This is a genomic window from Maribacter sp. Hel_I_7, assembly GCF_000688315.1.
GTDB lineage: Bacteria > Bacteroidota > Bacteroidia > Flavobacteriales > Flavobacteriaceae > Maribacter > Maribacter stanieri.
Window position 1 is genome coordinate 548,300 of sequence record NZ_JHZW01000002.1, and the last position, 14,633, is coordinate 562,932.

The 14,633-nt window shown below is 34.1% G+C and carries 14 protein-coding genes; 10 read left to right on the forward strand and 4 right to left on the reverse strand.

Annotated elements, in window-relative coordinates:
- Positions 1 to 90: 90 nt before the first annotated feature.
- The 4 genes from rplM to tsf all read left to right on the forward strand — a co-directional run bounded on the left by rplM (position 91) and on the right by tsf (position 3,196).
- Positions 91 to 546, forward strand: a complete 456-nt coding sequence (gene rplM, locus P178_RS0103925; RefSeq protein ID WP_027064993.1) for a 50S ribosomal protein L13 — start codon at positions 91 to 93, stop codon at positions 544 to 546.
- 1 nt (position 547) lies between these two features.
- Complete coding sequence (gene rpsI, locus P178_RS0103930) at positions 548 to 934, forward strand: 30S ribosomal protein S9 (protein ID WP_027064994.1); 387 nt, start codon at positions 548 to 550, stop codon at positions 932 to 934.
- 234 nt (positions 935 to 1,168) lie between these two features.
- Complete coding sequence (rpsB, locus tag P178_RS21405) at positions 1,169 to 2,305, forward strand: 30S ribosomal protein S2 (RefSeq protein WP_036145680.1); 1,137 nt, start codon at positions 1,169 to 1,171, stop codon at positions 2,303 to 2,305.
- A 66-nt stretch (positions 2,306 to 2,371) separates the two neighbouring features.
- Positions 2,372 to 3,196, forward strand: a complete 825-nt coding sequence (gene tsf / locus P178_RS0103940; RefSeq protein WP_027064995.1) for a translation elongation factor Ts — start codon at positions 2,372 to 2,374, stop codon at positions 3,194 to 3,196.
- A gap of 83 nt (positions 3,197 to 3,279) precedes the next feature.
- Here the strand turns inward: tsf and P178_RS0103945 are convergent, their stop codons facing one another.
- On the reverse strand, positions 3,280 to 5,151 hold the full coding sequence (locus P178_RS0103945; RefSeq protein ID WP_027064996.1) for a peptidase M61: 1,872 nt from the start codon (positions 5,149 to 5,151) through the stop codon (positions 3,280 to 3,282).
- A 151-nt stretch (positions 5,152 to 5,302) separates the two neighbouring features.
- Here P178_RS0103945 and pyrH point away from each other — a divergent pair, with 151 nt between their 5' ends.
- From pyrH to P178_RS0103975, 6 genes are all read left to right on the forward strand, one after another.
- On the forward strand, positions 5,303 to 6,010 hold the full coding sequence (gene pyrH / locus P178_RS0103950; RefSeq protein WP_027064997.1) for a UMP kinase: 708 nt from the start codon (positions 5,303 to 5,305) through the stop codon (positions 6,008 to 6,010).
- Between the two features lie 45 nt (positions 6,011 to 6,055).
- Positions 6,056 to 6,610, forward strand: coding sequence for a ribosome recycling factor (gene frr, locus P178_RS0103955; RefSeq protein ID WP_027064998.1), 555 nt, complete (start codon positions 6,056 to 6,058; stop codon positions 6,608 to 6,610).
- 131 nt (positions 6,611 to 6,741) lie between these two features.
- A complete protein-coding gene (locus tag P178_RS0103960; protein WP_027064999.1) occupies positions 6,742 to 9,129 on the forward strand; it encodes an efflux RND transporter permease subunit in 2,388 nt (795 codons plus the stop codon).
- A gap of 94 nt (positions 9,130 to 9,223) precedes the next feature.
- A complete protein-coding gene (asnS, locus tag P178_RS0103965) occupies positions 9,224 to 10,657 on the forward strand; it encodes an asparagine--tRNA ligase (protein ID WP_027065000.1) in 1,434 nt (477 codons plus the stop codon).
- 38 nt (positions 10,658 to 10,695) lie between these two features.
- Positions 10,696 to 12,153: an RNA polymerase factor sigma-54 gene (gene rpoN / locus P178_RS0103970; protein ID WP_027065001.1), complete on the forward strand. Its 1,458-nt coding sequence runs from the start codon at positions 10,696 to 10,698 to the stop codon at positions 12,151 to 12,153.
- A complete protein-coding gene (locus P178_RS0103975; protein ID WP_027065002.1) occupies positions 12,153 to 12,758 on the forward strand; it encodes a membrane protein in 606 nt (201 codons plus the stop codon). The genes rpoN and P178_RS0103975 overlap by 1 nt, the downstream gene beginning before the upstream one ends.
- Here P178_RS0103975 and P178_RS0103980 read toward each other — a convergent pair.
- From P178_RS0103980 to P178_RS0103990, 3 genes are all read right to left on the reverse strand, one after another.
- Positions 12,753 to 13,421 carry a porin family protein gene (locus P178_RS0103980; protein WP_027065003.1) on the reverse strand — a complete coding sequence of 223 codons (669 nt, stop codon included), beginning with the start codon at positions 13,419 to 13,421 and terminating at the stop codon, positions 12,753 to 12,755. The genes P178_RS0103975 and P178_RS0103980 overlap by 6 nt on opposite strands.
- A gap of 76 nt (positions 13,422 to 13,497) precedes the next feature.
- On the reverse strand, positions 13,498 to 13,980 hold the full coding sequence (locus tag P178_RS0103985; protein WP_027065004.1) for an ExbD/TolR family protein: 483 nt from the start codon (positions 13,978 to 13,980) through the stop codon (positions 13,498 to 13,500).
- A 22-nt stretch (positions 13,981 to 14,002) separates the two neighbouring features.
- The gene (locus tag P178_RS0103990) at positions 14,003 to 14,626 is read right to left on the reverse strand and encodes an ExbD/TolR family protein (RefSeq protein WP_027065005.1); all 624 of its coding nucleotides are present in this window, start codon (positions 14,624 to 14,626) and stop codon (positions 14,003 to 14,005) included.
- Between the last annotated feature and the right edge of the window lie 7 nt (positions 14,627 to 14,633).

Genomic DNA, 14,633 nt, shown 5'->3' on the forward strand with positions numbered 1-14,633 from the left:
AGAAACAAGTATTTGCAATTCAAGTTAATAATCGTAGATTTGCAGCCCCTTTGACGGGATTGATTAAAATAATAGTTAAAAATAGCAGTAGTGGATACATTAAGTTATAAGACCGTTTCGGCCAACAGAACAACTGTAAACAAAGAGTGGTTATTGGTAGATGCCGAAGGAGAAACATTAGGACGCATGGCTTCTAAAGTCGCCTATTTGTTAAGAGGAAAGCACAAACCAAGTTTCACCCCTCATGTTGATTGTGGTGATAATGTTGTTATTATCAACGCAGAAAAAATTGTTCTTACAGGAAACAAGTGGTCTGATAAATCATACATGAGATACACTGGCTACCCAGGTGGTCAACGTACTACTAGCGTAAAGCAGTTATTGGAGAAAAACCCAGAAGGTATTCTTGAAAAAGCGATAAAAGGTATGTTACCTAAGAATAGATTAGGTGCAGAGCTTTTTAGAAACTTAAAAGTTTACGCAGGTACAGAGCACGGTCAGGAAGCTCAAAAACCTACTGTTGTTAACCTAAAAGATATTAAATAAGATGGAAGTAATTCATAAAATTGGTCGTAGAAAGACCGCTGTAGCGAGAGTATATCTTTCTGATGGAAATGGAGACATTACCATTAACAATAAAGATTTAAGTGTATACTTCCCAACTGCAACACTTCAATACAAAGTAAAACAACCTTTCACATTAACTGAAAGCTTAGATACTTACAACGTAAAAGTAAATGTTTACGGTGGTGGTATTACAGGTCAAGCAGAGGCTATTCGTCTTGCTTTATCTAGAGCTATGTGTGAGATTGATGCTGAGAACAGAACTATCTTAAAACCAGAAGGTCTTTTAACTAGAGATCCTAGAATGGTTGAACGTAAGAAATTCGGTCAGAAGAAAGCACGTAAAAAATTCCAATTCTCGAAACGTTAATTCGAGTTTCAAGATTACCAGGCACCTTTTTTGGGTGCCTGTTTTTATATTTTATCACACTGGGGAAAACCAGATTATTAACTAGTTCATTGAAAGTCCATTACGGACAATTAAAAATCCTTAATTATTTATAATTCAAGGTAAATTAGTTTAGCATCTAAATGATGGAGGCTTTTGCTTATGCAAATACCACTTTGTCATTGCTAATTCATAAGAACGTAAACTAAATTTAAAATGGCGAGAGTCGAAGTAAAACAATTATTAGAAGCAGGTGTACATTTTGGTCACCTTACAAGAAAGTGGAATCCAAACATGGCTCCTTACATCTACATGGAGCGTAATGGTATTCACGTAATCAACCTTTACAAAACAGTTGCAAAATTAGACGAGACCAATGAGGCTCTTAGCAAAATTGCAGCATCAGGCAGAAAAATACTTTTCGTAGCTACCAAAAAACAAGCAAAAGACATCGTTGCTGAAAAAGCAGCAAATGTAAACATGCCCTACATCACAGAAAGATGGCCAGGTGGTATGTTAACAAACTTTGTTACTATTCGTAAAGCTGTTAAGAAAATGGCTTCTATTGATCGTATGAAGAAAGATGGTACTTTCCTTACACTATCTAAAAAAGAAAGATTGCAAGTTGACCGTTTACGTGCAAAATTAGAAAAGAATTTAGGTTCTATCTCTGAAATGACACGTTTACCAGGTGCATTGTTCATCGTTGATACAATGAGAGAGCACATTGCAGTTAAAGAGGCACAAAAATTGAACATTCCTATTTTCGCAATGGTTGATACCAACTGTGATCCTAGAGATGTAGATTATTTGATTCCTTCAAATGATGATGCTTCAAAATCTATTGACATTATTATGACAGAAGTTACCAATGCAGTAGCTGAAGGTCTTGCTGAACGTAAGGCTGAAAAAGGTGATGCAGCTGAAGGTAAATCTGAGAAAAAAGATAAAGCTCCTAAGAAAAAAGTAACTGCTGAAAAGCCAGCTCCATCTCCTGAAAAAGTTGATACTAAACCAGCACCAGTTGTTGATAATGTACCAAACGTTGAAGTAAATGTTGAAGCTACTAAAGAAGCTGTAGCAAAAGAGGCAAAAGTTGAAGCTGATGATTTAACGAAAGTTGAAGGAATTGGACCAAAAGCTGCTGAAGCATTAGTTGCTGCAGGTATAGCTACTTACGCTGACCTATCTAAAGTAGATGCTGATAAAATCAAAGGGATTTTAACTGAAGCAAGTTCTAGAATGGCACATTTAGATCCTACCTCATGGCCAAAGCAAGCTAAAATGGCTGCAGATGGTAAGTGGGACGAACTTAAAGAGTGGCAAGACAACACCAAAGGTGGAGTAGAATAAGTTACTACATTTATAAAATATATCTAAGAACAACCCCATAAAACGGGTATACTAAAAGTAAAAAAGATGGCAAAGATTACAGCTGCAGAAGTTAATAGATTAAGAAAAACTACTGGTGCAGGAATGATGGATTGCAAAAAAGCCTTAGTTGAAGCTGATGGCAATTTTGAAACTGCAATCGAAGTTCTTCGTAAAAAAGGTCAAAAAGTTGCGGCAAAAAGAGCTGACAGAGATTCTTCTGAAGGTGCAGCAATTGCAAAAGTAAATGACGATAACTCTAAAGGTGTTATCATTTCTTTGAACTGTGAGACCGATTTCGTTGCTAAAAACGAAACATTTGTAACGTTAGCTACTGAATTAGCAGATTTAGCAATCAATTTTGATTCTAAAGAAGCTTTCTTAGCTGCTGATTACAAAGGAATGACTGTTCAAGAAAAGCTTATTGAGCAGACTGGTGTTATCGGTGAGAAAATCGAAATAGGTGGTTATGAAACTTTAAGCGCTCCTTTCGTTGGTTCTTATATTCACGCAGGAAACAAAATAGCTGTTTTAACAGGTCTTTCAGCTTCGGTTGCAGGTGCTGAAGAAGTTGCTAAAGATGTTTCTATGCAAGCTGCTGCAATGAACCCTGTAGCGCTAAATGAAGATGGTGTGGATCAATCTGTTATTGATAAAGAAATAGAGATTGCAAAAGATCAATTACGTCAAGAAGGAAAGCCAGAAGCAATGTTAGAAATCATCGCTAAAGGTAAATTAAAGCGTTTCTTTAAAGATAACACTTTAGTAAACCAAGATTTCATTAAAGACAGCAAGCAAAGTGTTGCTCAATATGTAAAGTCTATTGATTCTAATTTAGAAGTAGTAGGATTTAAAAGAGTTGCATTAGGTTAATTACAATACAACTAACTCAATAAAAAACCGTCTTACTGTAAAAAGTAGACGGTTTTTTTATATTCAAAAATTTTAACTCTTTCTTAGTTTTTCAACCAAGCATTACGCAAATCAATTGTTTTCTGACTCAGCTCTTGTAAAGGAACAATTTTTTTAACTTTTTTCACTGGCTGACCAACCACACCTTCAACTGCAACAATTTCCCCATCACGCACAACCGTCATGCTAATTTCAGTTTCAGGAGTCCAAGCAAAACTTTCACCTATAATAGGACGCAACGTTTCTAAATTAATATCTTGACCGTTAATTGTTTTAAAAATATCACCTCCTTGTAATTTTAAATCTTCAAAAAATGAATTTAATTCTATATTCTCACGAATGAAGACTACACTATCATTTTGCACATCAACATCCATATAAGGTATCTGACCATCAAAAAAGTATCCTGTAGACTCTTGTACATCATTAGTAGCCAAACCTACCTTTTCAAAATAAACTTCATAATCAATTGGCGTATCACCTATAACATGTTGCTTTAAAAAAACATCTACTTCAGGATAAGTAATTGATACTATCTCACCAAATAAAGCATCATCCTCAAAAGGTACATCAGTACCATATTTCATAGACAGCTCTTTCATTAACCAAAGCATACTTTTCTCGCCATTACTCTTCTCTCTTAAGATAATGTCCAGACACATATTTATTAAAGCCCCTTTTTCATATACATTGGCATAATTTGGTTCATATGGCTGCTCCAAAATATTCTTACTCATTTCTGTAAAAGACATATTATCATCGTAAAATTCAGCATTATTAATTTTACCAAGCATGCGTACATAAAAATCGTCTTCTGATATTAGTCCTTGTTGTACCTGAAATAAATTGGCGAAATATTCAGTCGTTCCTTCATACATCCATAAATGCTGAGACATTTTTGGGTCGTTAAAATCAAAATACTGTATTTCTTTTGAATGAACTGATAATGGCGTTACAATATGAAAAAACTCATGTGAAACCACATCAACCATAGACTGCTCTAATCGCCCAATATCCATTGCTTCCGGCAAAACTACAACGGTAGAGGTATGATGCTCCAATGCTCCGTAACCATTTGCATCTGGAATATTGACATCTGACAAATACAATAAGATGTTATATTCTTTAGTGCTATCTACTTCACCTAAAAACTTCTTTTGCGCCCCCATCATAGACTTCATTCTCTCCTTTAAATCTGCCGCTTTATAAACATTATTAGGAGAGAACAAACTTAAAGTAACCGTAATACCATTAATCTCAAAGCTTTCAGTATTAGGCTTTGCATACATGATTGGATTATCGATCACGTCAAAATATCTTTTTGCAAGAAAACCATCCCACAAGGAATCAGGTTTTCTATTCGGCTCAATAGAAAGGGTTGTAGTCGCTATTAAATCTGCAGGTTTATTTATTAAAATAGAATAAGGAACTTCTTTAAAACCATCAAAATAGCCAACAAACCCGTGAAGATTAAGCATGAAATTACTACCAACAGCTATATTGGTACCTGCAGGCGAAAACACAGCATCTTCCACTTCATTCTCCGTATCATAAGTATCGTTAACCCAATATTGTACTTTATCGAGATTAACACCATTAGCAATACTCCAAGAATTATCATCTAGCTTTGTAGCTTTTAATTCAGCTCCTTTATAATCAAGGGCTTTAAAATCTTGAATATATTTACCATAGTTATCAGAACTATAGGTGCCAGGTACGGTTTTAGGAATTCTAAAAATTACAGTAGAAGTAGTAAATGCACCAGGATTTAAATCTACCTGCACTCTATCTTCAACTACATTAATTAAGTCTATTGAAGCTACAATAGTACTTTTTTCCACCGACATCAATGCCTTACCTGCCCCACAGGCATTCAGTATTAAGGCAGCTGCAATAAATAAAACATTTTTTTTCATAAAACTTTATATGTGAATTTTTAAAATAAAGGTTACCAAAGATAGATAATATGTATCCATCCTTTCATGTGCAATTATGTTTTGCATGAATAAAATATAGAACACTTCCATCGAAAATTTTCATTATTTTTGGTGGCAAATAAAAATTTACATGCACTACAAAAGAATTCTTCTTAAATTAAGCGGTGAAGCCTTAATGGGCGAAAAGCAATATGGCATAGATTCTAACCGTCTAAATGAATATGCTGAAGAGATAAAAGAAGTAGTTGAAAAAGGAATTGAAGTCGCCATTGTAATTGGAGGTGGAAACATTTTTCGCGGATTGGCAGGAGCTGCTACAGGAATGGACAGAGTACAAGGAGATCACATGGGTATGCTAGCAACTGTTATAAATGGTTTAGCATTACAAAGTGCTTTAGAAATGAACGGAGTACAAACCAGATTACAATCTGCCATAAAAATAAATGAAGTTGCCGAACCTTTTATTCGAAGACGTGCAATGAGGCATTTAGAAAAAGGAAGAGTAGTTATATTTGGAGGCGGAACAGGTAACCCATATTTTACTACAGATTCTGCAGCAGTATTAAGAGCCATTGAAATTGAAGCTGATGTAATTCTTAAAGGAACACGGGTAGATGGTATTTACACAGCTGATCCAGAAAAAGATAAAAGTGCTACCAAATTTGATAACATTTCTTTTCAAGATGTGTTAACCAAAGGATTAAAAGTAATGGACACGACAGCCTTTACCTTAAGCCAAGAAAATGAACTACCAATTGTAGTTTTTGATATGAACAAAAAAGGAAACTTGCTGAAAATAGTTGACGGCCAAACTATTGGTACAACCGTTAACCTTTAATTTTCGGTATTGTTAATATTATTGCGATAGCTATATACTCACCATATGAACGAAGAAGTACAATTTGTATTAGACGCTACAAAAGAAGGCATGGATGCCGCTATAGCGCATTTAGAACGTGAATTTTTAAAAATTAGAGCCGGTAAGGCTAGTCCCGCTATGTTGTCATCTGTTTTAGTTGATTACTATGGATCACAAACACCACTTTCTCAAGTAGCGAATGTTAATACGCCAGATGGTAGAACCATTTCGGTTCAACCATGGGAAAAAGGAATGCTTCAAGAAATTGAAAAAGCTATAATGAATGCCAACTTAGGTTTCAACCCTATGAATAACGGCGATTTAATTATAATCAACGTTCCACCATTAACGGAAGAACGAAGAATTCAACTTTCAAAACAAGCAAAAGCAGAAGCAGAACATGCAAAGGTTGGTGTGCGTAGCGCAAGACAAGATGCCAATAAAGAAATAAAGGATTTGGATATTTCTGAGGATCTTCAAAAAAATGCAACTGCAGATGTTCAAGATTTAACCGACATCTTCACCAAGAAAATAGATGATTTCCTAGCAAAAAAGGAAGCAGAGATTATGAAAGTTTAATTATAAGATTTATAAATATTATTTTAAAGCTACCTATACACGGTAGCTTTTTCTTTTTGTATAAAATTTAAACTTTTCAATTTAGGAACAGATGAAGCTAATAGTTACCTTTGCCACCTGCAAAAACAGTTATGGTAGCTAAACTTACGAAAGGATTTTGGCCTAAAACGGCAAACATAATTCTCCGCAATAGAATCCTAATTTTAATATTGATTACTTGTTTCACCGTATTTATGGGTTGGCAATGGCAATATATGCGATTTTCAAGCTCGCAAACTAACCTATTACCAGACGATCACCCTGTAAACCAACAGTATCAAGATTTTCTTAGCAAATTTGGCGAAGAAGGCAATGCGGTAGTTTTTGCCGTTCGTGATAGTGCATTATTTACTCCTACAAATTTTAATAGATGGAATAAGCTTAGTAAGCAATTAGCTGCTTTTCCAGAAGTTGAATTTGTGATTTCGACCGACAACTTAAAGGAACTCATTAAAAACAATGAAAAACAGGAGTTCGAGATGCGCCCTTTAATCAATGGCGAATTAAAGACTAAAAAGGAAATAGACAGTATTACCCAACACTTGTTTAACGACCTACCTTTTTATGACAACTTAATTTACAATAAAGAAAGTAAAACAATACGTACTATTGTTAACCTAGATAAGGACATTGTCAACACTAGTGTTAGAAAAGACTTTATTCTACAGGATATAAATACACTGGTAAAGAATTTTGAAAAAGAAACAAATTTAGATGTTCACATATCTGGAATGCCTTATGTGAGAACTATGAATTCTCAGAACATCATAGATGAAATAGGTAAATTCATTTTAGCTGCATTAGGTGTTACATCCTTAATCTTCTTCTTTTTCTTTAGAAGTATTAGAGCCACTGTAATTTCAATGTGTGTTGTAATTATTGGTGTAATGTGGGCATTTGGCTTACTGGGCTTACTGCAATATGAAATAACTGTTCTTACAGCTCTTATTCCACCATTAATAATTGTAATAGGTATACCAAACTGTATTTTTCTAATTAATAAATATCAGCAGGAAGTAAAGAAACATGGTAACCAAGCACTTTCACTACAACGTGTAATTTCCAAAATTGGAAATGCTACGTTAATGACGAATATTACCACAGCATCAGGTTTTGCCACTTTTATAATAACGGACAGTACCTTATTGAAAGAATTCGGTATTGTCGCCTCCATCAACATTCTTGGAATATTTGTATTGTCTTTACTAATTATTCCGATTATATATAGCTTTATGCCGCTACCAAAAACCAAGCATTTAAAACATTTAAATAAAAAATGGATTGATGCATTTGTACAATGGATGGAAGGTATCGTTAGACATAGAAGAATTACTGTCTATATAGTTTCAATCTCACTATTGGTAATTAGTATTATTGGTATTTATCAAATAAGAATTTCAGGAAGTCCAATTGAGGACATGCCCAAAAATGCGGAGTTTTTTCATGATATTCGTTTTTTTGAAAAGGAATTTAAAGGGATTATGCCCGTTGAAATAGTAGTCGACACAAAAACGCCCAAAGGTGTTTTAAAACCAGCTACTCTTAAACGAATGAATCAACTTGGAGAAGTTATTGAAGAAATTCCAGAACTTTCTACACCAGTATCCGTTGTAAACCTAGTAAAGTATTCCAAGCAGGCTTTTTACAATGGCATACCAAAATACTATCAACTACCTACTAGTCAAGAGAACACCTTTATAATGGATGTTGCTCGAAAATCATCTGACAATGGTAACTTATTAAAGTCTTTTGTTGATAGTACTGGGCAAACCGCAAGAATTACGACTTTCATGCGAGATGTCAATACTAACCGCATGGAAGAAATTGAACAGCGTTTACTGGAAAACATTAATAAAATATTTCCGGCTGAACGATATAATGTATACATGACCGGTAGCGCATTGCTGTTCTTAAAAGGTACAAAGTACCTAGTAAAAAACTTAATTATGTCTCTTGCATTGGCCATTGGGCTGATTGCACTTTTTATGGCGTATTTATTTAGGTCTTTTAGAATGATTGTGATTTCATTGATCCCTAATTTATTACCATTGGTTATTACCGCCGGTATTATGGGGTTTGTGGGCGTACCAATAAAGCCTTCTACTATTTTGGTATTTAGCATTGCATTTGGTATTTCTGTGGATGATACCATACACTTTCTGGCAAAGTATAGGCAAGAACTCACTGCCAATAATTGGCGAATAGAAAAGTCTGTATATAATGCACTTAGAGAAACAGGTGTAAGTATGTTCTATACTTCTATTGTATTATTTTTCGGTTTTTCGGTTTTTGTAATTTCCAACTTTGGCGGTACCGTTGCTTTAGGCTCGTTGGTTTCAGCAACATTATTACTTGCCATGTTAGCTAACTTAATTTTGTTGCCTTCATTATTATTATCATTGGAGAAAAGTATAGCAAACAAGCAAACACTTAAAAAGCCACAAATAGACATTTTGCCTCAAGATGAAAATAACAATTAATTATTTTCGTTACAGCCTTGTTTATATAGCCTTATAACTCCTTTATTTTTTAACAAAATCCTATCTTTGGGACTTTAATTTTCAATTTAAGATCATGCATTTAGCTACAATAAAAGAATTATTAGCAGGTAAAAACCTACTTCAAGAAATAATCATTAAAGGTTGGGTACGTACCTTTAGAAGCAATAGATTCATAGCTTTGAATGACGGCTCTACTTTAGGCACCATTCAATGTGTTGTAGATTTTGAAAATTTTGATGAAGAATTATTAAAAAAGGTAAACACAGGTGCTGCCTTAAAAATTAAAGGTACACTTGTTGAAAGTCAAGGTCGTGGTCAATCTGTAGAGATTCAAGTAAGCGATTTAGAAATATTAGGTATTGCTGATCCCGATGAATATCCTATTCAACCTAAAAAACACTCTTTAGAGTTTTTAAGAGAGAAAGCGCATTTAAGAATTCGCACCAATACTTTTGCTGCAATTATGCGTGTTAGGTCTACCCTTTCATTTGCAATACACAACTATTTTAGAGAAAACGGATTCAACTATTTTCACGCACCTATTATAACAGGTTCTGATGCTGAAGGCGCAGGTGAAATGTTTCGTGTAACTACATTAGATGAGAAAAATCCTCCATTAACTGAAGATGGAGATGTTGATTATAAACAGGACTTCTTCGGAAAAGAAACTAACCTTACGGTGTCTGGTCAATTAGAAGCTGAAGCATATGCAATGGCATTAGGGAAAGTCTACACATTTGGACCAACTTTTAGAGCCGAAAACTCAAACACATCTAGACACTTAGCAGAATTTTGGATGATTGAACCAGAAATGGCATTCTTTGATCTTGACGCTAACATGGATCTTGCAGAAGATTTTATTAAAAATGTTATCTCTTATACATTGACTCACTGTCAAGAGGATTTGGAGTTTTTAGAAAAACGTTTATTAGACGAAGAGAAAAGCAAACCTCAAGCTCAACGAAGCGATATGGCTTTGATAGAAAAATTGAAATTTGTTGTAGACAATAATTTTAAAAGAGTTAGTTATACTGAAGCTATAGATATTCTAAAAAATTGTAAACCGAACAAAAAGAAACAATTCACCTACCCTATTGAAGAATGGGGAACCGATTTACAAAGTGAGCATGAGCGATATTTAGTAGAGAAACACTTTAAATGTCCAGTTATTTTATTTGATTATCCTGCTAAAATTAAGGCATTTTACATGCGTTTAAATGAAGATGGTAAAACCGTTAGGGCTATGGATATTTTATTCCCTGGTATTGGCGAAATTGTAGGTGGATCTCAAAGAGAAGAGCGTTTAGATGTCCTAAAAGAAAAAATTAAAGAATTAGGTATAGACGAAAAAGAATTATGGTGGTACTTAGATTTAAGAAAATTTGGTACTGCGGAACATAGTGGCTTTGGTCTTGGTTTTGAACGACTGGTTCTTTTTGCAACAGGCATGGGTAACATTAGAGATGTAATACCATTTCCAAGAACTCCACAGAATGCCGAATTCTAAGCGGATTTAGTTACTTTTACCAGTACTAGAAAAAAGCAATGCTGAAACAACATCTACAATTTAAACTATCCCAAAAGTTATCTCCTCAGCAAATTCAATTGATGAAGCTGATTCAATTGCCTACACAGGCTTTTGAACAACGTCTCAAACAAGAATTAGAGGAGAATCCGGCATTGGAAACCGGTAAAGAAGATTTGGAAAATGCTGCTGACGATTACGAAGATGTTTACGATGACGCATCAGATAATGAAACCATTAATACTGAAGATATCAATATTGATGATTATCTAAGTGACGATGAAATTCCTGATTATCGCACAAAGGCTAATAATTATAGCACTGACGATGAAGAGAAAAGTGTGCCCTATGCGGCTGGCATCTCATTTAATCAACATTTAATAAATCAATTAAATACTGTATATCTTACTGATGACGAGTGGAACATTGCTGAATTCTTAGTAGGTAGCGTAGATGAAAGTGGCTATATACGTAGACCCATTAGTGATATCATGGACGATTTGGCCTTTACCCAAAACGTTTATACCGATGAGGAAACCATTACCAAAATACTATCAATTGTTCAAGATTTAGATCCCCCTGGTGTTGGTGCCCGATCTTTAGAGGAATGTTTAATAATTCAGTTAGAGCGAAAAGAAATAACACCAAGTGTAGAGCTTGCCACTGACATTCTAAAAAAATCATTTGAACACTTTACCAAAAAACATTATCAAAAGTTAATTCAAAAACACAATATTACCGAAGACGAACTTAAACAGGCTATCGGTGAAATAGAAAAACTAAACCCAAAACCAGGTGGGTCTTATTCTGGTAACAATAGAATTGTGGAACATGTAGTTCCAGATTTTGCAATTAGAATAACGGAAGGTGAATTAGAACTTACCTTAAATGGTAGAAATGCTCCTGAATTACATGTATCAAGAGAATACAGTAATATGCTTAAAGGGTATAAAGAAGCCAAAGACAAGTCTAAGTCTCAAAAGGACACCGTAATGTTCATAAAGCAAAAGTTAGATGCTGCAAAATGGTTTATAGATGCAATTAGACAGCGTCAACAAACTCTGTTCATTACAATGAATTCTATTATGCAGTATCAAAAAGAATATTTCCTAACGGGTGATGAGCGTAATTTACGCCCTATGATACTTAAAGATATTGCAGACGAAATAGGCATGGATGTTTCTACGGTATCAAGAGTTGCTAATAGCAAATATGTAGATACACCTTATGGCACAAAATTGATCAAAGAGTACTTCTCTGAGTCAATGAAAAATGAACAAGGCGAAGATGTATCTACAAAGGAAATTAAAAAAATCCTAGAAACTGTAATACAAAATGAGGCTAAAAAGAAGCCTTTAACAGATGATAAGCTAGCAGCTATTTTAAAGGAAAAAGGCTATCCTATAGCAAGAAGAACGGTGGCAAAGTATAGAGAACAACTAAGCATACCAGTTGCACGAATGAGAAAAGAAATCTAATGAAGGTTTTTTCCAATATCATTTCTTATTTACTACATCCTCTTTTTATTCCTATTGGCGGTACTGTTGCTTATTTCCTTATTACACCAAAATATACACCGTTAGAAGTACAAAGCGCCAGTATTTTACCAATATTTATTTTAACGGTAATAATTCCAATCATTACCTTTTTAATTCTAAAAAATATAGGGCTTGTTCATTCCATTTCATTAGAAACAATAAAGGAACGCAAGTACCCACTTTATATTCACGCCTCCATCCTTCTATTAATCCTGTATAAGGTGATTCCGAATAATTACGTAAGTGAGTTATACTTTTACTTTACCGGTCTATTAGGAGCAGCCATAGCCTGTATTTTACTTCTTTTATTTAATTTTAAAACAAGTTTACACACTGTAGGTATAAGTGGTCTTTTAATGTATCTAATAAATCTTAGTATACATTTCGAAATCAATTTAATTTTAGCAATTAGCGTATTTATAATTTTTACAGGAAGTATAATAACTGCAAGATTGTATTTAAAAGCACATACAGCTATAGAGCTTATTATAGGACTATTTATAGGATTATTATCACAACTATTAACAGTCCGTTTTTGGTTATAAAATATAGAATATAAGACCTATTCGTAACGGCTTATACTGTAAAACCTCTCCATTAACAGAGGCATCTCCATTAAACAGTTCAGTTAACGCATAATACGCATGCAGATTAAAGGTATTGTATCCAAAACTTAGAGTAAGGCCATATTGAAATTTTGCGAGGTCAGTATTTTTAAAACCTTCACTAATTTCATCAGAGTCGAATTTAGATCTAGCACCTACAATATAAGCTGCTTTAATACCACCATATATACGCCAAAACTTATATTCATCTATAGTAGAATTACGCCATCTAAACTCCAAGGGAAATTCCAAAAGATGCGTTTCTAATTTGCTTCTGGTAATATCATCGTCAATACCATAACTAATAACATCATCAGATAGATTAGCTACTAAATTTGAATAATAACTATTTAATGCAAGACCGGCTCCAATGCCTATCGCTTTCGTTCCAGAGCGATTTAAGGGAATATCTTTAATGACACCAGCTTGTAGGCCATACGATAAGTTTCGTTGATTAGAGCCTTCCGGTGGATTCAAAATAAAATTATAAGATAGACCAATATAAAACTGATCTTCAAAATATCTAGTATTCGCAATGCTATCATTTGCTACCTGAGCATTTGAATATATAGCGACCATAGAAAACAACAGAAAAAAACGCATATTGTAAAGTTAATGAAATAAAAAACGCCTCAAATAAATTTGAGGCGTTTTGAATATGTAATATTCTACTAACTAACTATTGTAGATTATTGAAAGCGTCACCTTCATAGGTAGTATAATTTACCTTTAAAGCATTTACCTTTCTTAACTCTTGTTTAATATCGGATATCAATCCCATACTAGCATTCTTATCAACCTTAAGTGCTGTGGTTAATACATTCTGAATTTCCTGAGGCTTTTTAGCTCTTTCCATCAAAATATAATCACCTACTTCAGATGGACTAGCGAATTTATCATTCAATTGAATTTTTGGCTCTGTACCAAAAGTTTTCTCATACTCTCTAGTTGGTTTACCAACATAAATATAGATTACACGATCCTTCTTTTCCAATTTTTTAACTTCACTAGCATTTGGAAGTACGTTTTCAACTTTCAAGGAACTATCCTTCATAACGGTTACCGTCATAAAGAAAAACAAAAGCATAAATACAATGTCAGGAAGGGAAGCTGTTGATACCGCTGGTACCTCTCCATCTTTTTTCTTTGCAAATTTTGACATAGTGTTACTTTTAATTTATTAATTATTCGCTTGAAGTTTCTGCTTCAGATAATTTCTGTGGAAATAACCCTTGTATTCTTGTCACCTTTTCTTTTAATTCTTCTTTTACAGAATCATCAGTTTCAGGATTTAAATACTCAGCTTCCATAGCAACGTAATCTTTACCGAATAAACGTTTTGCTTCTCTATTTCTAAGATCATTGTATGCACCTACCAATTCATTTTGAACTGTAATGTAAGTACTATACTTTGTCTCACGATCATTTTTCAATGAGATAATTGCTTTTGTTGGATTATCCGAAGACTCAGCATTACGTTTTCCTTTACAATAGCTACAATAGTCAGGACTTCCTGACGGTGCTCCACCGTTATCTAAAAACGCCATTGCTTTCTCACGCAACTTATCTATTGAAAGAATTTCATCTTCCACCAACAACTGTCCATTACGGTTAATATTCACCGTAAAGATGTTCTTTTGTTTAATAATTGGTGGTGCTTCAGTAGGTGGCTCCATTGGTGGCAACATACGATCCAATCCTGCATCTGTTTCAATAGTAGTAGTTACTAAGAAAAAGATAAGTAAAAGGAAAGCTATATCCGCCATTGAACCCGCACTAACTTCTGGTGCTCCTGCTCTTCTAGCCATAGTTTTC